General features: G+C 39.9%; 21 protein-coding genes. 12 read left to right on the top strand and 9 right to left on the bottom strand.

The genetic code is table 11. The features are described from left to right. Nucleotide 1: 1 nt before the first annotated feature. The 4 genes from DUT71_RS04325 to DUT71_RS04310 form a co-directional block, all read right to left on the bottom strand. The gene (locus DUT71_RS04325) at nt 2-982 is read right to left on the bottom strand and encodes a YihY/virulence factor BrkB family protein (RefSeq protein WP_113661302.1); all 981 of its coding nucleotides are present in this window, start codon (nt 980-982) and stop codon (nt 2-4) included. Between the two features lie 132 nt (nt 983-1,114). After that, on the bottom strand, nt 1,115-1,522 hold the full coding sequence (locus tag DUT71_RS04320) for an acyl-CoA thioesterase (protein ID WP_113661301.1): 408 nt from the start codon (nt 1,520-1,522) through the stop codon (nt 1,115-1,117). Next, entirely contained in the window at nt 1,522-2,571 is a 1,050-nt protein-coding gene (mltG, locus tag DUT71_RS04315; RefSeq protein ID WP_113661300.1) for an endolytic transglycosylase MltG, read from the bottom strand. Before mltG ends, DUT71_RS04320 begins: the two co-directional genes overlap by 1 nt. 4 nt (nt 2,572-2,575) lie before the next feature. Further along, on the bottom strand, nt 2,576-3,346 hold the full coding sequence (locus tag DUT71_RS04310) for a PASTA domain-containing protein (protein WP_113661299.1): 771 nt from the start codon (nt 3,344-3,346) through the stop codon (nt 2,576-2,578). A gap of 167 nt (nt 3,347-3,513) precedes the next feature. On the opposite strand from DUT71_RS04310, the gene DUT71_RS04305 reads away from it, so the two are divergent. Continuing rightward, nucleotides 3,514-4,494, top strand: coding sequence for a D-alanine--D-alanine ligase (locus tag DUT71_RS04305; RefSeq protein ID WP_113661298.1), 981 nt, complete (start codon nt 3,514-3,516; stop codon nt 4,492-4,494). A gap of 129 nt (nt 4,495-4,623) precedes the next feature. On the opposite strand, the gene DUT71_RS04300 is transcribed toward DUT71_RS04305, so the two are convergent. Both DUT71_RS04300 and DUT71_RS04295 read right to left on the bottom strand, forming a co-directional pair. Then, nucleotides 4,624-6,048, bottom strand: a complete 1,425-nt coding sequence (locus tag DUT71_RS04300) for an MATE family efflux transporter (protein ID WP_113661297.1) — start codon at nt 6,046-6,048, stop codon at nt 4,624-4,626. Between the two features lie 257 nt (nt 6,049-6,305). Then, nucleotides 6,306-6,725, bottom strand: coding sequence for an acyl-CoA thioesterase (locus DUT71_RS04295; RefSeq protein WP_113661296.1), 420 nt, complete (start codon nt 6,723-6,725; stop codon nt 6,306-6,308). A 230-nt stretch (nt 6,726-6,955) separates the two neighbouring features. On the opposite strand from DUT71_RS04295, the gene mqnE reads away from it, so the two are divergent. The 4 genes from mqnE to DUT71_RS04275 all read left to right on the top strand — a co-directional run bounded on the left by mqnE (nt 6,956) and on the right by DUT71_RS04275 (nt 10,087). Beyond that, the gene (gene mqnE, locus DUT71_RS04290) at nt 6,956-8,104 is read left to right on the top strand and encodes an aminofutalosine synthase MqnE (protein WP_394341135.1); all 1,149 of its coding nucleotides are present in this window, start codon (nt 6,956-6,958) and stop codon (nt 8,102-8,104) included. Between the two features lie 71 nt (nt 8,105-8,175). Further along, on the top strand, nt 8,176-8,793 hold the full coding sequence (locus DUT71_RS04285; protein WP_113661618.1) for a histidine phosphatase family protein: 618 nt from the start codon (nt 8,176-8,178) through the stop codon (nt 8,791-8,793). Nucleotides 8,794-8,798: 5 nt separating this feature from the next. Beyond that, nucleotides 8,799-9,524 carry a menaquinone biosynthetic enzyme MqnA/MqnD family protein gene (locus DUT71_RS04280; RefSeq protein ID WP_113661294.1) on the top strand — a complete coding sequence of 242 codons (726 nt, stop codon included), beginning with the start codon at nt 8,799-8,801 and terminating at the stop codon, nt 9,522-9,524. A gap of 47 nt (nt 9,525-9,571) precedes the next feature. After that, complete coding sequence (locus DUT71_RS04275; RefSeq protein WP_113661293.1) at nt 9,572-10,087, top strand: hypothetical protein; 516 nt, start codon at nt 9,572-9,574, stop codon at nt 10,085-10,087. A gap of 95 nt (nt 10,088-10,182) precedes the next feature. Here DUT71_RS04275 and DUT71_RS04270 read toward each other — a convergent pair whose 3' ends face one another. The 3 genes from DUT71_RS04270 to DUT71_RS20335 all read right to left on the bottom strand — a co-directional run bounded on the left by DUT71_RS04270 (nt 10,183) and on the right by DUT71_RS20335 (nt 11,799). Then, nucleotides 10,183-10,611, bottom strand: a complete 429-nt coding sequence (locus DUT71_RS04270; RefSeq protein ID WP_113661292.1) for a CBS domain-containing protein — start codon at nt 10,609-10,611, stop codon at nt 10,183-10,185. 207 nt (nt 10,612-10,818) lie between these two features. After that, nucleotides 10,819-11,199, bottom strand: coding sequence for a response regulator (locus DUT71_RS04265; protein WP_113661291.1), 381 nt, complete (start codon nt 11,197-11,199; stop codon nt 10,819-10,821). Nucleotides 11,200-11,394: 195 nt separating this feature from the next. Next, a complete protein-coding gene (locus DUT71_RS20335) occupies nt 11,395-11,799 on the bottom strand; it encodes a hypothetical protein (protein WP_205313838.1) in 405 nt (134 codons plus the stop codon). 542 nt (nt 11,800-12,341) lie between these two features. Here DUT71_RS20335 and DUT71_RS04255 point away from each other — a divergent pair. From DUT71_RS04255 to DUT71_RS04225, 7 genes are all read left to right on the top strand, one after another. Next, nucleotides 12,342-12,626 (top strand): hypothetical protein, encoded by a 285-nt coding sequence (locus tag DUT71_RS04255; protein ID WP_162795937.1) that lies wholly within the window; start codon nt 12,342-12,344, stop codon nt 12,624-12,626. A 7-nt stretch (nt 12,627-12,633) separates the two neighbouring features. Further along, the gene (mutS, locus tag DUT71_RS04250) at nt 12,634-15,243 is read left to right on the top strand and encodes a DNA mismatch repair protein MutS (RefSeq protein WP_113661289.1); all 2,610 of its coding nucleotides are present in this window, start codon (nt 12,634-12,636) and stop codon (nt 15,241-15,243) included. A gap of 356 nt (nt 15,244-15,599) precedes the next feature. After that, on the top strand, nt 15,600-16,097 hold the full coding sequence (locus DUT71_RS04245) for a C40 family peptidase (RefSeq protein ID WP_240186850.1): 498 nt from the start codon (nt 15,600-15,602) through the stop codon (nt 16,095-16,097). Then, nucleotides 16,097-16,660: a redoxin domain-containing protein gene (locus DUT71_RS04240; RefSeq protein WP_113661288.1), complete on the top strand. Its 564-nt coding sequence runs from the start codon at nt 16,097-16,099 to the stop codon at nt 16,658-16,660. The genes DUT71_RS04245 and DUT71_RS04240 overlap by 1 nt, the downstream gene beginning before the upstream one ends. An 85-nt stretch (nt 16,661-16,745) precedes the next feature. Beyond that, the gene (locus DUT71_RS04235) at nt 16,746-17,228 is read left to right on the top strand and encodes a TlpA family protein disulfide reductase (RefSeq protein ID WP_113661287.1); all 483 of its coding nucleotides are present in this window, start codon (nt 16,746-16,748) and stop codon (nt 17,226-17,228) included. 22 nt (nt 17,229-17,250) lie between these two features. After that, nucleotides 17,251-17,865: a thioredoxin family protein gene (locus DUT71_RS04230; RefSeq protein ID WP_113661286.1), complete on the top strand. Its 615-nt coding sequence runs from the start codon at nt 17,251-17,253 to the stop codon at nt 17,863-17,865. 121 nt (nt 17,866-17,986) lie between these two features. Beyond that, nucleotides 17,987-19,135 carry a T9SS type A sorting domain-containing protein gene (locus tag DUT71_RS04225; protein ID WP_113661285.1) on the top strand — a complete coding sequence of 383 codons (1,149 nt, stop codon included), beginning with the start codon at nt 17,987-17,989 and terminating at the stop codon, nt 19,133-19,135. The last annotated feature ends 29 nt before the right edge of the window (nt 19,136-19,164 follow it).

Below are 19,164 nucleotides of genomic sequence, written 5' to 3'. Positions count from 1 at the left end.
TTTAAGAATTGGAGTCCGAAGATCTGCTTTTAAAGAGATTGAAATTTGGTCTGATGATCTTTACACTTCGTTTGGAGAGGTCGACACTTGCATTAAGCTCAAAACCAATCAACAAGATTAAGGAATTAAGGTACAGCCAAATCATGACCACCATTAAGGTCCCGATAGAACCATAAAGTTTGTTGTAGGCGCTAAAATTGTTGATGTAAAATGAAAATCCCCAGATGGTTAAAAAAGCCAAAATGGTGGCCAACCACGACCCCGCACTAAAAAACTTCCATTTTTTGGCATGTGCCGGGCCATAACGGTAAAGGATAGAAACATTGATGAAATATAAAATGCCCAGCAGTGCCCAGCGGGTAAACCTGATGAGGTGGATGGTCAAATTACCTTCATATTCTATCTCTTCTTTTAAATAGTTAATGGTGATTTCGCCTAGGGCCATGGCGGCGATACAAACAATCATGGATAGCACCAATACTACTGTTAAAACTAAGGCTACCAATCTACGTTTCAACAGTGTTCGTGTTTCCACAATCAAAGAGGCTTTGTTAAAGGCCATCATCAAATTATGCACCCCATTGGTGGCAAAGAAAAGGGATAGCACAAAACCTATAGATAGCAAGCTGCCATTTTGGATATTCACGATGTCATTAATAGTAGCTTCGAAGGCTAAAAAGGCATTATTGGGCAATACCAAGGCCAAAAGTGACATCAATTGATCCTGAAAACCAATCCTTTTAGGGATATACGGAATTAAGGTAAATAAGAAGATTATTCCCGGAAAGATAGCCAACATAAAATTGTAGGCCAACGACGAAGCCTTATTCACCAATGTATCTTTACCTACCTCCCGGAAAAAGAAAGTGGCAACGGTATAAATAGGTAAGGGGCTAAATCCTGGGAGCACACAAACCTTGGTCCAGGCAATGAACATTGCGTAGGGCCTAAATTTTAAAAGCTGTTTGTGTAACCAATTCATATTAGGGGCTAACTTTTTAATTGGAGGTTAACCGTTAAATCGGTTAATTACTTAGCTGGCTTGCTATCAAGCTATTTATCAAACTCGTATGCCCGCAACTTCAATCTAAAATCGTAAATATACTATTGTAAATTAAAAATACTGTCTTACGTTCTTCATGAACTTTTCAGGTGGATGACATGGCCTACGTGTTTGGCTGTCTACAAAAACCAAAGTGGTTTTTCCGATATTGATCAGTTCTTTAGATTCATTGTAAATTTCGTACTCCACATGCAAGCGCACACTTGGCAGTTCACGCACGATAGATTTAATCGTGAGCACCTGATTATACCGTGCGGGCTTCAAATATTTTGATTGCAACTCCAATATGGGCAACATTACGCCGTCTTCTTCCATGGAAGCGTAGGTCATTCCTGAGCAGGCTTCAAAACACTCGGTACGGGCTATTTCATAATACTGGGCATAATTGCCATGGTAAACCACACCCATTTGATCAGTTTCGGCGTATCTAACTTTAACTTGCGTTTCGTAGGTAAACATTATCTATAAATATTTCGCTGATTTAAGGCTTCTCTGTATTTTTTGGCGTTAATGTTATGCTCCTGAACGGTAGCCGCAAAATTATGGTAACCAGAAAAATCCTCTTTGGCACACATATATAAATAGTTGTTGTTCTCTTTGTTTAACACTGCGTCGATGGCGTTAATGCTAGGCATATTGATAGGGCCTGGAGGCAAACCAACATATTTGTAGGTATTATAGCGAGAATCAACGCCCAACAAAGCACCGGTAACACGTTTAACGGTAAAATCGCCGTTGGCAAAAATCACCGTAGGATCGGCCTGTAGCAACATTCCCTTTTTCAAACGATTTAGATAAAGTCCGGCAATGGTTGGCATTTCCTTGTCATAAAGGGCTTCGGCATCTACAATGGATGCTAAAATGGTTACCTTAATCGGATCTAAATTAAGCGCTGCAGCTTTCTGTTTACGCTCGTCATTCCAAAATTTAAGATACTCCTCATTCATCTTTTTGAAGAAATCTTCCCTGGAGGTATTCCAATACATTTCATAAGTATTTGGAATAAACATGGTGTAAACGTTTTCGGTGTTAAATCCATATTTTTCTACAAAGGCTGCCGAGTCTAATAAGCGCATAAAGGCAACCGAGTCAGGCTCCAAGTTTTTCGCAAGTAAACTGGCCAAGCCTTCAATTTTCCTAATATTCTGGAATTTCAGTTTTACGGGCTCTTGGTTACCTGCCTTTAACATATTGATTAAAGCCCTATTGGTCATACCTTCTTTTAAGCGATATTTACCAGGCTTTAACGGCCCCTGTAAATTCATACGCTCCGAGGCTTCCCAAAAGGTACCAATATCTTTCAGGATATCTTTATAACGGAGGTCGGTCACCAAATCCTCAAATACATATCCGGTTTTTACATACAGGTACTTTTCTTTGGCAGTAACGTTTGGGGCAAAGTAAGTGTTGTAGAATTTAAGGGCAAAATAGCCGCCAATTGCTACAACTATGGCTAAAATGCCGATAATTATCTTTGTTTTTTTCTTATTAGGCTTGTTTGTGCTCATGGGTTTAAGGTTTTTTATTTGAAAGCGTTAAGTTAATAGGGGTTCCAATGCGCACTTTAGTTACGCTATCGGTAGGCAAGGGGAATTGGCTCACGATTACCGCATTTGCAGTATCGGTGATCGTGCCCTCATAGCTAATGGTACCAATGGTGAGCATGGCACCTTTTAGGGAAAATTTAGCTTCATCCAAGGTTAATCCAATCAGGTTAGATAATTCTACTTCTTCATTTCCACGGCCATCACCAAGTACGAAATTAATTCGCGAGCCTTTTGGCAGGCTTTCGCCTGGCTTGATCGGTTGGCCGCCAAACAAAGCTTCCAACACCACATCTCTAGCTACATCAGGTTTATAAGTGGTATCGCCCAGCTTCAAACCATAGCTTTCTATGATAGATTTTGCCTCACGCAGAGATTTGGTTTCAACATCTGGAAACCGCACATTTGGCGCATTATTGGTGTTAATGGTCAAATAAATCGTTCGGTTATCCTTCACGAAAGTTTCAGGATCTGGATCCTGATCGGTTACAATACCCGGAGGTTGGTCCATTACATAAACTGAATCAATTTCGTAACGCAAGCCAAGACCTTCGAGCTTGCTAATGGCATCTTCTATCTTTAGTCCTTTCAATGAAGGAACATTTAAACCTTCGCCATGTTTGGTGTAGTAACGTAAGCTGAAAAAAGCGATCAGCAACAAACCAAAAAAAGTACAAATTGCGGCTATAATATTCTTTCTGAATGACTTGGTTTTAAGGTACTCGGTGAAGTTGCCCATTCGCGTTCCGTTTTTTAATAAATGAAGCCCAAATTTAGCTTAAAAAAATATTTATCTTAAATTAAAAACAAATCTGTTTAACTAATTTTTATTTTTGACCATAACTTTTTTTAAGCACTTACGGAGCCCAGGCTCATTGATCAAAAATTAAACCTAAACTCAACAAAATGAAAAAAACCATTGCATTACTAACAGGCGGCACCACTGGCGAGTGGGTAGTATCTGTTAAAAGTGCTGCAACCATTGGCCAAAACATCGATACCAGCAAGTATGAAGTGTACAAAATAATGCTCACCGAAAACGGATGGTTTTACGAACCCGCCGATTCAGTGAAAATTGAAGTAGATAAAAACGATTTCTCCCTAACGGTAAAAGGCAAGAAAATTGTTTTTGATGGTGTATTTATTGCCATACACGGCTCGCCGGGCGAAGATGGCAAATTGCAAGGTTATTTTGATATGTTGGGCATTCCCTATACCACCTGCAATGCGTTAACTAGCGCCATTACCATGAACAAGGGCTATACCAAGGCCATTGTAAATGGCATTAAAAACCTAAATGTAGCCAAGTCCTTACAGTTGTTTAAGGACAACTATAGTGCAGATGAGGTAAAAGCACAGCTGAAGTTACCTTATTTTGTAAAACCTAACAATGGCGGTAGCAGCATAGGCATGAGCAAGGTAAAAACCGTTGATGAACTGGATACGGCCCTTGAAAAAGCATTTAATGAAGATACCCAGGTATTGGTAGAAGAATTTGTTGAAGGCAGGGAATTTTCAATTGGTGTATTTAAAACCAAAGGCAAAATTGTGGTACTACCCACTACCGAGGTAAAAACCAAAAATGAGTTCTTCGATTTTGATGCCAAATATACTCCCGGTGTTACCGAAGAGATTACCCCTGGCGACATGAACGATGAAGAGAAGGCTAGGGTAGAGCAAGTGGTTGCCGATGTTTATCAAAAACTGAATTGCCGTGGCATTGTCCGTATCGATTATTTCCTGGAACACGGTACCGGAAATTTCTACTTTATCGAAATTAACACTATTCCTGGGCAAACAGCCACCAGCTTTATCCCACAACAGGTTGCTGCAATGGGCATGAAACTTCAGGATTTTTATACACAGGTATTAGAAGAAACCATATAGGATTTTCTGCCATTTGGGCCCCAGTTTAAGGTTGTGGAGAGAGAAAAATGTCGAGAAATCTAGCAACGATGGCTAGATTTCTCGACTTCACTAAGTTCTGCTTGAAATAATGAGCGATTTTTGAGTCCTTTAAACCGCTGTTTTCTGCCATTTACCTTTTTTAAATATCAGATAAGACGCCACGGTGATTACTACTTCAGCTACCGGAATGGCGATAAATACGCCCGTGGGGCCCATGCCCAGGTACTTGGCCAAGAAATAAGCAAAAGGGATTTGGAACAACCAAAAAGCCACAATATTTATTTTGGTAGGTGTCCAAGTATCGCCGGCACCATTAAATGCACTTATCAATACCATTCCAACACCATAAAGAATAAAACCATAGCTCATGATTTGTAAAGCTTCTACCGCAACGTTTCTGATTTGCTGATCATCTGTAAAAAAAGAGGCAAACAAATGGCCGCAGGTTAAAAAGAGTACCATTACCATACCCATAAAAATCATGGCATATTTAATGGTTACAAAAACTGATTTTTCAGCTCTATCCATTCTGCCTGCCCCCATGTTTTGTCCCACTAAAGTAGCTGCTGCATTACTTAGGCCCCAAGCAGGCAGTATAAAAAACATCATCAGCCTTAAAGCCGTTAAAAAACCTGCTGATCCTACTTTTCCAGCCGTTGTAGCCACTAGCTCTGCCAAAAAGATCCAGCTACAGGAGGCAATTACAAATTGTAAAACGGCCGGTGCGGCAATTTTTACAATGGCTTTAATTTGATCCACTTGAGGTTTCAAATAAGCCAGTTTCACTTTTAGCGCACCGCTTCCTTTAGCTAAATGGTAAACCTGGAAAAGTACGCCCGTACCCCGTCCAATAGCAGTTGCCAAAGCTGCGCCCGTTAGCCCCATAGCAGGTATTGGACCAAAACCACGTACCAATATTGGGCATAAAATGATGTTAAGCGCATTTGCCAAGCCCAAACTTTGCATCGCAATAGCAGCATTTCCAGCACCTCTAAAAATACCATTGATCAGGAACAGCAACATAATGACCATACTGGTACCCATCATAATTCGCGTGAAGGTTACACCTTGAACCGCCGTAGCTTCCGTAGCTCCCATTAACAGCAAAATATCTTTGGCAAAAACAACCCCCAATATGCTAATAATGATAGAAATAGCAGCAGCCAAACCAATGGTTTGCATGCCCGATCTGGAAGCCGCTTCTGTATTTTTCTCCCCAATTCTGCGGGCTACCACCGCAGTAGCAGCCATCCCTAAGCCCATGGCCAAGGAATAGATAATTGTGAGTACCGATTCGGTTAAGCCTACAATCTGTATGGCTTCGGCACTGTTAGGCAAATGGCCAACAAAATAAAGATCTACCAGTACAAACACTGATTCCATGATCATTTCCAACATCATGGGAACCGCCAAAAGTACAATGGCTTTTCTGATGCTGATCGTCGTATAATCGATTTCGATGCCCTTGAAGGCTTGAATTAATACCTTAAAAAAATTAGACAAACGTGATTTTGCCTCTACAGGTTGTGACATATATAATTTATAAAAAGATTACCATGAGATGCTGAAAAGCACCCTTAATTTTGTTTTTCTGATGTAGGAGTCCTCGCTTCGGTTAAGCTATTCTGATACGGACTGCAAAAAACTTCATGGTTCGTGATATTTTGTAGCACAAAAATAGATAAAACGGGCAAAATCAAAAGGAAAAAATCAAATTAATACTTCTTCTCTGATATCCGCATACTTTATTGGGCCAAAAAATTTCCGCTATCTAAAATATTAAAATTGAGCTAAATACTGTAAGCAGCAATCATTTCTGGAGTAACTTTACAGGAACGCTGAGTCTTCAAATCAATCATTACATATTCAAAAACACCATCTGAGCACACTTTCCCTGTTTTTTTATTGATGATTTCGAACTGTACGTTGCTGCCTTTCTCGCTCATTTCCAAAATCCCAGTCCTGATAATCATTTGATCGCCCATCTTCAACGGACGTTTAAAGGAGATGCTAACTTTAGATACTACCCAGCCATAGCCCAGTTCCTCAAACTTTTCCCAGCTCATGCCATAAAATTTATCCATCTGTTCATAGCGGGCAGCCAGCACATAATCCAAATATTTACTGTTATGTACATGGTTAAACATGTCGATATCATCTGGACGAACATTTAATTCGCTCTCGAAAATGCTAAATTGGTTTTCAATCATACGGCAAAGTTAGTTCTTTGGTTGCTTAGTTTTCTGGTTTTTTAGATCGTATGCAAGCCGCACCACCAGTGAACTGATGAACCAATGAACTAAAGCTTATCTCATAAGCAATCTAAATAAGCCAATTTTACAACAAAATGATGTTCATTATAGGCAATATTGTACTTTTGCCTAAATCTTAAGGAGACCCCATAGTGCAATCGTTAGATATTCTTATACAAAACCCCAATTTGGCTCCATCGTTAAAAGAGATCGCCCTAAAAGTAAAGGGTGGTGTTCGTATTACTTTTGATGAAGGTGTTTATTTATATGAACATGCCCAACTGAGTTACTTAGGTGTACTGGCCAACTACATTCGTGAGCAAAAACATGGCAACCGGACCTATTTCAATAGAAATTTCCATATTGAACCTACTAATATCTGTGTATATGACTGTAAGTTTTGTTCTTATAGCCGCATGATTAAGCAGCGTGAAGAAGGTTGGGAAATGGAAGTAGATGGCATGATCGACATCTTGAAGAAATATGACGATGAGCCTGTAACGGAAGTTCATATTACCGGAGGGGTAGTACCTAAGCAAAACCTGGATTTTTATGCCAGTTTCTTCAGAAAAGCAAAAGCACATCGTCCTGATTTACATATCAAAGCGCTTACGCCCGTAGAGTATTACTACATCTTTAAGAAAGCAAAATTGAGTCATTACGATGGCATGAAATATCTCCAAGAAGCCGGACTTGATTCAATGCCGGGTGGCGGTGCAGAAATTTTCCATCCTGAAGTAAGAGAAAAAATTGCCCACGACAAATGTAATGCTGAACAGTGGCTAGACATTCATGAACAGGCACATATACTGGGCATGCGTTCAAACGCAACCATGCTTTATGGCCATATTGAGCAGTTTTGGCACCGGGTTGATCACATGGAGCGTTTACGTCAGCTACAGGATAAAACTGGCGGTTTCCAGGCTTTTATTCCATTGAAATTCAGAAACCAGAACAATCAAATGAGTGATGTGCCAGAAGTTTCTGTCGTAGAAGACCTACGTAATTACGCTATTGCACGAATCTATCTGGATAATTTTGAACATATTAAAGCCTACTGGGCAATGATAAGTAGGGAAACGGCCCAATTGAGCTTAAATTTTGGGGTAGATGATATTGACGGCACTTTAGATGATACCACCAAAATTTACTCGATGGCAGGCGCCGAAGAGCAAACGCCGGCAATGAGTACTAAGGAACTGGTAGAGCTAATTAAAAATGTAAAACGCCAACCCATTGAGCGTGATACGCTTTATAATGTAGTAACGGATTATACCAACCATGTTTTTGAAGAGGAAATAAAACCATCTTACTATAAATTACCAGTGGTTAATTAGGGTATAGTGATTGAATTTGGAATAAAAACATTTAACCAATCCAATCATCTTATCATTCAAAATTGAAATTAGTGAAAGAACTTTATATCATCCGTCACGGCGAAACAGAACTCAACAGATTAGGAATTGTGCAGGGAAGGGGCGTAAATGCCGATTTAAACGATACTGGAATTGCACAGGCAGCGGCGTTTTTCAACAAATACAATCGTGTAAAATTCGATAAGATTTATACCTCATCCTTAAAAAGGACACACCAAACTGTTAAAGGCTTTATTGAGCTGGGCCTGCCCTGGGAACAATTGGATGGCCTAGATGAACTGGCCTGGGGCGAATGGGAAGGGAAGCCCAATACCGAGGAAGCTAGAGAAGCTTTTAGGGAAATAGTAAGGCAATGGCAATTGGGCAACTACCATGCTAAATTTGAAGGCGGCGAAAGCCCAAACGATGTAGGTGTCCGCTTGGCAAAAGCCATAGCGCATATCAAAAAACAAACAGCAGAAAAATGCGTGCTGATTTGCATGCACGGTAGGGCTATGCGGTTAATTTTGTGCATGTTACTCAACAAACCCTTTAGTGATATGGAAGAATTTCCCCATTCCAATACCACGCTATACCGTCTGCAATTTGATGACAAAAAATTTACATTACTCGATTCGAACAATACCTCACACCTAGAAAAATCATTATAATTGTTTTGGAAAAGATAAAAGTTTCTGCCGTTTCCTACACCAACACCAAGCCGTTTATTTATGGCATAGAACATTCACCCGTATTAGCACAGATTGATCTAAGCTTAGATATCCCTGCTGATTGTGCAAGCAAGCTCATTGAAAAACAGGTGGACATTGGCCTAATTCCGGTAGCCGCCATTCCGTTTGTGCCCAACGCCCAAATTATCAGCTCCTTTTGCATAGGATCTATCGGTGCGGTAGATTCGGTTTTTATATTCTCTGATGTACCCGTTCAGGAGATCAAAACGGTTAAGCTTGATGCGCAGTCGCGTACTTCCAACAACTTAGCCAAAGTGCTGTTGAAAAACCATTTCAAAGTAGCGGTAAACTTCGTGACTGATCAATCTGCCGATACCGATGCCATGGTTTTAATTGGAGACAGGACTTTTGGCCGCAAAGGCGATTTCAGCTATGTATATGACATGGGAGAGGAGTGGATGAAATTTACGGGGCTGCCCTTTATGTACGCAGCCTGGGTAGCCAACAGGCCGCTCCCAGAAACATTTTTGAAAGATTTTGATGCCGCACTAGCTAAGGGTATCGAAAATATCCCCACCGTAATTACACAACTACCTGCCAATAGTGGCATAGATATTGCCAACTACCTGCAAAAAAAACTTAATTTTAACCTTACACCAGAAAAAACCAAAGCAAAAGATCTCTTTTTAAAACTTATCACGGAGTTGTAACTCATCACTGCAATTCTATTACCAACGCTCTATCTATAAAAAATCACATGAATAAAAAACATTTTTCTTTATCAAGATACAAGCTGGGCATCATGCTAATGGCTTGTTTAATCACCAACCTTTCCTTTGCAGCTGAACACACACTACCTGTAAAACAAAACGAAATCGTACCAGCGTTATCCAACGCAACTGTTACCAACCTTACACCTGTGTCTTCATTTTCCGAACAAGGAGCTCATTTTAACATCATTGTACAATCTAACCAAACAATCTTAAGTTGGTCTACCATTGAACTAAAAAGTGGCAAATACATCATTTACAGAAGTGATGATAGCAATAACTTCGTTAAAATTGGGGAAAAACAAATCGTTGGCAATCCAAAGGAACCTTCGCTTTACATTTTCCATGACGAAGACCCGTTTAAAGGTTTAAACCAATACAAACTGGTTAAACAGGACGACAACGGAAACCATGCAGAAATTGCCGGCAAAAAAGTAATTCTGGATTCGAAGTTGCCAGGTATCCTAAGCGCCAATCCTGCGCCAAAAATCAATAGGATATAGCTTAAAGTATTGGGTTAAAGCCACAAGGCCATCATACGCAAGGTTGTTTAAACATTAAGCGTAGATGGCCTTGATATTAATTAACCAACTCTAAATTATTCTTGATATTGTTGTGCCAACAGCAGGTATTTGATAAGATCTGTTGATGAAATAACACCTACAATTTTTCCCTCTTCCAGTACCGGAAGGGCATGAAACTCTACTTTACTCATGATATCGGCCACTTCTCTAACGGTATCATGAACATCAACCGTTAAAGGGTTGTGAACCATTACCTGTTCAGTTCTCAGCATTTCAAAAACGGTTTCGTCCACATTGGTCTGGTCATCATAAATATCGGCAAAACTCAACCTCAACATATCGGATTTGCTCACAATGCCCACCAATGTTCTGCCTGAAACAATAGGCAAATGACTGATGTTATTTTCTTTCAACAACGTATTGATGTGCCTTAAGCTGTCGCTAACATTGGCGGTAACCAAATTCTTGGTCATAATTTCAGAAATCGGGACGTGCTGTTTCATATCTGACAATTAAATTGTTCATCAAATATGGCAAAGGTTCCGCTGTTCAATAGTAACGGTAGTCACTAAAAAAGCTGATTGTTTTTAAGTCATGGCGAGGAGGGACGACTAAGCAATTTTCGGCAAAGGCCAGTAAAAAAGTTGAAAAGTAGCCACAGGCGCACAGGTTTGATCAAAAAGCGATCTGTGTAACTGTGGCTTAAAAAATCATGATGCGACATGACTGTAATAATCAATCCTTTGCATAAAGTCATTTAAGTCAAAAGGCTTGTTGATATAACTTTCGGCATCACATTTAGATTTTACCTTGTTCAGGTGGTTATTTGCCGACATCATCATGATCGGAATGTGGTGGGTCCTAATATCCCGCTTCAATTTGGTGCATATATCAAGTCCATTGCCATCAGGCAAAATCACGTCCAATACAATCATGTCCGGTGTATGTTCACGCATTTCTTGCCAAAAACTGTTCACGTTCTTGCAAACTTTCACTTCATAAAGTTCTTCTACTAACAAAAACTCAATGATATCCGCGATGTTGGCGTTATCTTCCAACACATAAACGCATTTTTTATCTGTTGTTTCCATAACTTTAAACTTTAGTTTAATCTATAAACGTTGCTTATAAATCAGTAGTTTATGGTATTTGTCCACACCGGCAGAGTTTTCCACTTTTGGCTTTACAACAAGTGGGCCAACAGCAACAAAAAAGGCCCGGAGTTTAGTCCCGAACCTTTTAAAACATGATCGCACTTTAGCGATTTTAATGAGAATTTAATTCTTTTAAGCCTTTTTTGGCCTAGCTTCTTTTACTGGTTCCGCTACTTCTGCTGTCTTTTTAGCAGCGGTCTTTGCCTTTTTAACAGGAATTTCGCCCACTGTAACAGGCTCGGCTTTCTGTTTTGGCGCCGCCTTCGCTTTTAACGCCGATACAACTTCTGTTGCTGCCGGACGGTTTGCAAGGTAAGTTTCGAGCAACTGCTTCAAATAAAGCTCGGGCTTTGGCATATTTACCACTGTTCCTGGTTCCTTGTCCTGAGATTGTTTGATGTAGGCACTTTTGATTTTACCCCAATCTTTGGAGTATAACTTGATGAACATTTCTACAAATTGCTCATGATCGTATTGCTTAGGCAACCTTCCTAAAACTACTTGTATCTTTTCTTCTTTTCGATGTAAAATTGCCATATCTGATTTTTATATCCGCAAATATAGTTTATGTCTGTTAATTTTGATGAATAACGGTTAATGACCTTGGACAAACAGAAATATTCTATCGTGATTGCGCCGCTCAAAAAGGGATCGATTACGTTGACCATTTAAATGCGGTACCTACTTCGTGTTTTAGTTCCTAGGATAACCACACGGTGTTAACTAAACTTGATAGCAGCGGGCACGTAGCCCAAAGTTTACGCAGGGCGAAGTAAAGCGGATAGGGACTAATGCTGCGATGAAAAGCTGACGAACATTGCTTCTCAAAAATAGAATTTGATGTTTTTATAATGACGATCAGTAGATGAGCTTATGGCTTGTACTGTCATCATCCATTACAAAATTAAACTAGCACCCTGTATTATCACCCACCATTAGAGAAGCGAAAATCCGAAGGATTTCAATCCTTATAGAGAAATATGTACGCGAAATCATGCGACTCCGTAGGAGTCGTACACAAAGCACATAGGCCTATTTTTATAAATATTTGACCTCTTCGAGGTCTTAAACCTGAATTTATGGACAAGGTTTATACTTTTTGCTCATGGAAACCAGGTTTATTAAACCCGATTGTAATGGAAAGCCCACAGCCGAGTAAAGCGAGGCAAGGACTTGTAATGAAAAAGACTGCTTTTGAACAAGTGTGGAGGAACCTGCTTTTCCAAAAAGAAATAATTACACATTATCGTTGTTATACCGTAGCTTCGGATTGCCTAAACAATGTCTATCAACATCTGCATTATTTTTCAACAACAACGGCCCTTACAATAGGCAAATGGTATATTTACGGCTTAGTAATTTAGGATAATTTTGGCCAAAGCAAATACAAAAGAAACCCCATTAATGCAACAATACAACGCGATTAAGGCAAAGTATCCAGGTGCGTTATTATTGTTTAGGGTTGGAGATTTTTACGAAACATTTGGAGAAGACGCTGTTAAAACCGCTCAGATTTTGGGCATTGTTTTAACAAAAAGAGGCACGGGGCCCAATGGTGCCTTAGAGCTTGCAGGATTTCCGCACCACTCGCTGGAAAACTACTTGTCGAAATTGGTGCGTGCAGGACAAAGGGTAGCCATTTGCGATCAGTTGGAAGATCCAAAAATGACCAAAACCATTGTAAAACGCGGGGTTACCGAACTGGTTACGCCCGGCGTAGCTTACAGCGACAATATCCTTAACCAAAAATCGAACAACTACCTGGCGGCTGTTTACTTTGATAAAGGCTTGATGGGCGTTGCTTTTTGCGACATTTCTACCGGCGAGTTTTTGGTAGCGCAGGGAAGTGCGGAGTACATTGACAAACTTTTGCAAAGCTTTAAACCTACGGAAATTGTGTTTCAAAAGAGCAAACGCTCCGAATTTCCGGCGTTGTTTGGAGATAAATTTTACACCTTCCATATTGATGATTGGGCCTTTACCCAAGATTATGCCCATGAAGTGTTGACCAAACATTTTGAAGTAAACTCCTTAAAGGGGTTTGGCGTGGATAAACTTACGGCTGGTATTGTTGCCGCTGGCGTGGTATTATACTACCTTGGCGAAACGGAACACCGTAACCTACAGCACATCACTTCCATTTCAAGGGTTGAGGAAGAGCGTTTCATGTGGCTGGACCGCTTTACCATCCGCAATTTGGAGTTGGTAAGCTCTTCAAACGATAATGGCGTAACCCTTTTTGATGTGCTTGATGAAACTTGTACTCCAATGGGCGCCAGGTTATTGCACAAGTGGATCATCATGCCGCTAAAGGAGCTGAAACCAATTCAGGAGCGTTTGGAAACGGTTGATTTTCTGGTGCAAAACCAAGCATTGGCTGAGGAGCTTTTGCAGCATATTAAGCCTATCGGTGATTTAGAACGACTGATTTCGAAAGTTGGCCTGCAAAAAGCTGGGCCACGAGAGTTGTTGCAGTTAAAAAGAGCTTTATCTCATATTGAAACAATCAAAAGATTAGCCGAGGGGAGCAAAAACCCGTCGTTAGAAACTTTGGCAACACAGCTTAATCCTTGTACGAGCATTAAGGAGCGGCTGGAAAAAGAATTGCAGGCTGACCCGCCGGCATTATTAGCTAAAGGAAATGTGATTGCCGACGGCATAGATGAGGAACTGGACCGCCTACGTAAAATTGCTTTTGGCGGTAAAGAGTTCCTGGTGGAAATTCAGCGCAGAGAGATTGAAAATACGGGCATTCCATCTTTAAAGATATCTTTTAATAACGTTTTTGGGTATTATTTAGAGGTTACCCATACGCATAAAGATAAAGTTCCCGAAAGCTGGATCCGTAAACAAACTTTGGTTAACGCCGAGCGATATATCACGCCAGAACTGAAAGAATATGAAGAACAGATTTTAGGAGCCGAAGAAAAGATACAAGCTATTGAGGTACGTTTATACAACGAACTGATGTACCAGGTATCGCATTTCATTAAGCCGATACAATTGAATGCTTATTTGGTGGCACAATTGGATGTTTTATTGTGCTTTGCGCAATTGGCGGCCAAAAACTATTACGTAAAACCTTCGCTAAACAATAAAAAGGAAATTGACATTAAGGGCGGTCGTCATCCCGTGATCGAAAAACGTTTGCCGGTAGGTGAGGAATACATTACCAATGATGTGTTTCTGGACAACGATACGCAGCAGATTTTGATGATTACAGGTCCAAACATGTCGGGTAAGTCGGCTATTTTACGCCAAACAGCCTTGATTGTACTGATGGCTCAAATGGGCTGTTTTGTTCCTGCGAAAGAGGCGAGTATTGGCATGGTAGATAAGATTTTTACCAGGGTAGGTGCTTCGGACAATCTTTCGAGTGGCGAAAGTACTTTTATGGTAGAGATGAATGAAACGGCCAGTATATTAAACAATATCTCAGACAGGAGCTTGATTTTATTGGACGAAATTGGACGAGGGACGAGCACTTATGATGGTATTTCCATTGCCTGGGCCATTGCTGAATATCTGCACGAGCATCCAACGGCACGCCCTAAAACGTTATTTGCCACGCACTACCATGAGCTAAATGATTTGGAAAATACCATGGCCCGCATTAAAAACTACAACGTGACCATTAAAGAATTGCAAAACAAGGTGATTTTTTTGCGCAAGCTGGTACCTGGCGGCAGCGAGCACAGTTTTGGTATCCAGGTAGCTAAAATGGCTGGAATGCCAGCTAAATTAATTGGCCGTGCAAACGAAATTTTGAAGCGCTTGGAAATAGACAGAACGGAGGGACAGAGCATCAAAGACAGTATCAAAAAAGTGCAAAACCAAGCCTACCAGCTGCAAATGTTTGCCATTGACGATCCTGTTTTGGTGAAAATTCGTGATTCGCTGAATAATCTGGATGTAAATACGTTAACTCCTGTGGAGGCTTTGTTGAAATTAGATGAGATACAGAGATTGATTAAAAACTAACTAAACATAAACCAAACTAGGCTAGATGACAGATGATTTTGTAATAGGTTGTCCAAAATGTTCATCAACTCAACTAACATCTAATAAAAAGGCTTTAGCGGGGAAAAAGCCGTTGCTGGTGCACTTTTGACAGATGGAGTAGGTCTTTTAGCAGGGTTTCATGGTAATGATTTTAAAGCAGGGGAAGGAAAGAAAATTGAAATTAAGAAACAGTAGGAGCCACCTAAAACCTATTCAAAAAAATAGATGTACCTATACTGAAAAGGATATATTGAAATTGCACGGCCGGGAAAAGCCAGCATGCCGATACTTAAAGCCGTGTTAGCCGATAAGGGATTAACATTTAAACCGTAAATATGATGGCCATTAAAAAAAGTTACATTTTATGTCTTTGTATAGCGCTCATTGGTTTTTTGGCTTCCTGCGGGAGCCGAAAGCACACTACCGACACCAAAGCTTCCCGTGCGGCCGATGCCATGGCCAAATTGAGAAGCAAGCCTTTATACCGTTTCATTAACAATTGGACAGGAGTAAGGTATAAGCTAGGCGGATTGGATAAAAGCGGGATTGATTGTTCTGGTTTTGCACTATTACTTCAAAAAGATATCTACGGAAAAACATTGCCCAGACGGTCCAAAGATCAGGCTGATGCGGTCAAAAGCAGAAACTACAGCAATTTAAAAGAGGGCGATTTAATTTTCTTTTCCTTTGGTGGACGAGAAGTGGACCACGTTGGCATATATTTAAATGGCGATTTCTTTGTACATGCCTCAACTACCAGAGGAGTTATTGTAGATGACTTAACCTTGCCCGTTTACCAAAAAGCGATTGTTAAAACAGGAACATTAAATTAATGAAGAAACTAATCTTATCTATGTTATGTGGCTTGGCCCTTGGCATAAGCGCTAAAGCTCAGCAAAGAGTACTTAAACCAGGCGATACACTTCACAATATTGCTCTAAAAAGCACCAACGGACAGGTTTACGAACTGGTTAAGCAAAAAGCGAAGGGTTTTATCCTGATATTCATGACTCCAAGCTGTGACCATTGTTTGGCTTACGAAAAACGGATTGTAGCATTGAACAGTAAATACCAGCCCAAAGGTTTTCCCGTAGTTGGTATTGGCCCTTACGGCGATAATGAAAAGGATTATCCGCACGATGCAATGCCGGCCATGAAAAAGCTGGCGGATGAAAAACATTTCGCCTTTCCTTACCTGGCCGATGAGCAATTTAAATATACCTGGCTATTCGACATCAGGCAAACGCCAAAAGCGGTGGTTCTGCAAAAAGAAAAACAGGGCTTTTCAGTCGTTTATATAGGCAATATCGACGACCAGCCCGATGAAAAGACTCCCGCCACAAAGAAATATGTAGAAGAGGAAGTAAACAAATTATTAGCGGGCAATGTTCATTAATTACAACATTTCAAAATGATAAGTTCAGTTTAAACTTACGAAGTTTCGAAAATTTCGTAAGCCACCTATCCTAAAATAAACCACCATGCAAAAATATATCGTAACAATTCTATTGATTTTAACTGGACATTACGTTAATGCACAAGTTAAATTATTAACTTTAAGTGAATTAGAACAACGTATTACCAAAGGAAAAGACACCACTTACGTAGTTAATTTTTGGGCAACATGGTGTGGGCCCTGCGTGGAGGAGCTTCCATATTTCGAAAAAGTAAATGCCGAAAATACCGGTAAACCAGTAAAAGTGATCCTCATGAGCTTAGACTTTAAATCAAAATTAAAAACGGATGTAATGCCCTTTGTGGCCAAGCATAAGATCAAATCAGAAGTATATGTGGTGAATGAGCCAGATCAACAAAAATTTATTGATAGGGTAGATCAGCATTGGTCTGGAGCTATACCTGCCACATTAATTTTAAATACAGACAAGAAAGTAAGATCATTTTACGAACAAGCATTTACTTACGAACAATTGAAGCGCACAATTTCGACGGCAATTAAACCCTAAATCTTCATAAAACCATATCGAAATGAAAAAATTAATTCTGGCCTGTTTATCAATGTTTTTGGTAACGGCCCTAAATGCTCAAACGAGCTATCAGGTAGGTGATTTGGCTTCGGATTTTAACTTGAAAAATGTAGATGGCAAAAATGTATCGCTGGCCAGTTACAAAAATGCCAAAGGTTACATTGTGGTGTTTACGTGCAACACCTGCCCAGTGTCCAAAGCCTACGAAGCCCGTGTGGAGGCACTAAATAAAATGTACGCCGCAAAAGGCTATCCGGTAATTGCCATCAACACTAATGACCCTGTGGCTTCTCCTGGCGACACTTATGCCAAAATGCAGGAAAGAGCTAAAGAAAAGGGGTTCAGCTTTGCTTATTTAGAAGATCCAGATCATGTATTTACCAAAAAATACGGCGCAATGCGTACACCGCATGTTTTTGTATTACATAAAACCGCCAAAGGAAACGAAGTAGCTTATATTGGGGCAATAGATAACGACCAGCAGGAAGCCAACCCCCAACGTGATAATTATGTCCAAAATGCTGTGAACCAACTTTTAAAAGGGGAAAAACCTGCGGTAGCTTCAACCAAAGCTATAGGTTGTACCATTAAGTGGAAAAAGGAGGCTAGCAAGTAGTTGTTATTTGCATATTTACTCTATATTTGAGTATAAATGCTCAAAAAATGGAAAAGCCCGCTTTTTACCCATGTAAGGAGCGGGCTTTTTATTTATCCTTATTAACTAATTAAATTAATATATGAAACACAATTACTCTTTATTAAAGCTCAAACAAAAGAAAATTCTAATTACGCTCGGCTTCTACTGTATCATTGCAATGATCATCCCGAACAAGGTAAATGCTCAAACAGTTATTTCAACAAACCATTTAGACAACAATGGTAATGGCCTGGTTACTTTTAATATACAAAACACCAACAATGTTCCTGTTGTAATTAGAAGCATCAGCTGTCATCTAGGAACATCAGCTAATAATAACGTTTCTTTATTATACCATGTAAATCCAGTAAATGACATTGCTGCACCTTGGGATGGCGGGATTGTAGGTGCGGGACAAAATGGATGGATTAGCGGAGGATCTGCAATCGTAAATAGCAATTCTGGCAATGGTGTTGTCCAAGCCCTTGATGGCCTAACGATAACCATTCCTGCGAATACCACGTACGGATTTGCTTTTAGCGCCTCCACCTTACAATATAGCACGCTTACAGTCGGATCAGTGAATACCTTTAGTGGTGGTGGGGTAAATTTAATTACCGGGGACGGAGTTAGTTGGGGAGGAGTAACAGCCCCTGCCACGCCTGGAAACTATCCAAGAGGTTTTATAGGAAGTATTACTTGGTATCCTATTTCGATACTAAAAATAAATTTAAAGGATATTACGGCAAAAAACGAGGGATCTAAGAACAAAATCCAATGGTCTTCACTAAGTGAATCAGCTACTGACGTTTATGAACTGGAAAGAAATATAGATGGTGTTAATTTCACGAAAATTGCTTCATTTAAAGCGAACGGAAAAGCATCTAGTTATAGTTTTATAGATGAAAACCCCAGTTTAGGTGACAATTACTACCGCTTGAAATTGATTGAAGAAAACGATAATGCACAGTATTCTCAAATTGTTAACGCCAATGTTAAAAACTTCGAAAATTTTTCCATAACTGCTTATCCAAATCCAGTAATCGAAACGCTACACGGCTCTATTAATGGCAAAATAGCAGATAACGGCACTATTGCTCTTATAGATATCAACCAAAAAACAGTGCAAAAATCTGCTATTTCAGGTACAAGTTTTTCAATTAATATGAAACAGCTTACTTCAGGGGTATATCTATTAAAGTACTCAGATAAATTAAATGTTTACACGCAGAAAATTATAAAAAAGTAATTACGAACAATAAAAAAAGCCTAAATGAT

It is taken from the genome of Pedobacter nanyangensis, assembly GCF_003313505.1.
In the GTDB taxonomy this organism is placed as follows: Bacteria; Bacteroidota; Bacteroidia; order Sphingobacteriales; family Sphingobacteriaceae; genus Pedobacter; species Pedobacter nanyangensis.
Note: the sequence above shows the minus strand (reverse complement) of the source record. Positions and strands in the feature narration are given on the sequence as shown.

Bases quoted from the DNA above. Each gene is read 5' to 3' on its own strand.
- DUT71_RS04235 (WP_113661287.1), top strand. From the start codon at position 16,746: ATGCAAAAATATATCGTAACAATTCTATTGATTTTAACTGGACATTAC.
- DUT71_RS04320 (WP_113661301.1), bottom strand. From the start codon at position 1,522: ATGTTTACCTACGAAACGCAAGTTAAAGTTAGATACGCCGAAACTGAT.
- DUT71_RS04225 (WP_113661285.1), top strand. From the start codon at position 17,987: ATGAAACACAATTACTCTTTATTAAAGCTCAAACAAAAGAAAATTCTA.
- DUT71_RS04270 (WP_113661292.1), bottom strand. From the start codon at position 10,611: ATGAAACAGCACGTCCCGATTTCTGAAATTATGACCAAGAATTTGGTT.
- DUT71_RS04305 (WP_113661298.1), top strand. From the start codon at position 3,514: ATGAAAAAAACCATTGCATTACTAACAGGCGGCACCACTGGCGAGTGG.
- DUT71_RS04245 (WP_240186850.1), top strand. From the start codon at position 15,600: ATGATGGCCATTAAAAAAAGTTACATTTTATGTCTTTGTATAGCGCTC.
- DUT71_RS04300 (WP_113661297.1), bottom strand. From the start codon at position 6,048: ATGTCACAACCTGTAGAGGCAAAATCACGTTTGTCTAATTTTTTTAAG.
- DUT71_RS04325 (WP_113661302.1), bottom strand. From the start codon at position 982: ATGAATTGGTTACACAAACAGCTTTTAAAATTTAGGCCCTACGCAATG.
- DUT71_RS04310 (WP_113661299.1), bottom strand. From the start codon at position 3,346: ATGGGCAACTTCACCGAGTACCTTAAAACCAAGTCATTCAGAAAGAAT.
- mltG (WP_113661300.1), bottom strand. From the start codon at position 2,571: ATGAGCACAAACAAGCCTAATAAGAAAAAAACAAAGATAATTATCGGC.
- DUT71_RS04230 (WP_113661286.1), top strand. From the start codon at position 17,251: ATGAAAAAATTAATTCTGGCCTGTTTATCAATGTTTTTGGTAACGGCC.
- DUT71_RS04265 (WP_113661291.1), bottom strand. From the start codon at position 11,199: ATGGAAACAACAGATAAAAAATGCGTTTATGTGTTGGAAGATAACGCC.
- DUT71_RS04240 (WP_113661288.1), top strand. From the start codon at position 16,097: ATGAAGAAACTAATCTTATCTATGTTATGTGGCTTGGCCCTTGGCATA.
- DUT71_RS04255 (WP_162795937.1), top strand. From the start codon at position 12,342: ATGGACAAGGTTTATACTTTTTGCTCATGGAAACCAGGTTTATTAAAC.
- DUT71_RS04295 (WP_113661296.1), bottom strand. From the start codon at position 6,725: ATGATTGAAAACCAATTTAGCATTTTCGAGAGCGAATTAAATGTTCGT.
- DUT71_RS04275 (WP_113661293.1), top strand. From the start codon at position 9,572: ATGAATAAAAAACATTTTTCTTTATCAAGATACAAGCTGGGCATCATG.
- DUT71_RS20335 (WP_205313838.1), bottom strand. From the start codon at position 11,799: ATGGCAATTTTACATCGAAAAGAAGAAAAGATACAAGTAGTTTTAGGA.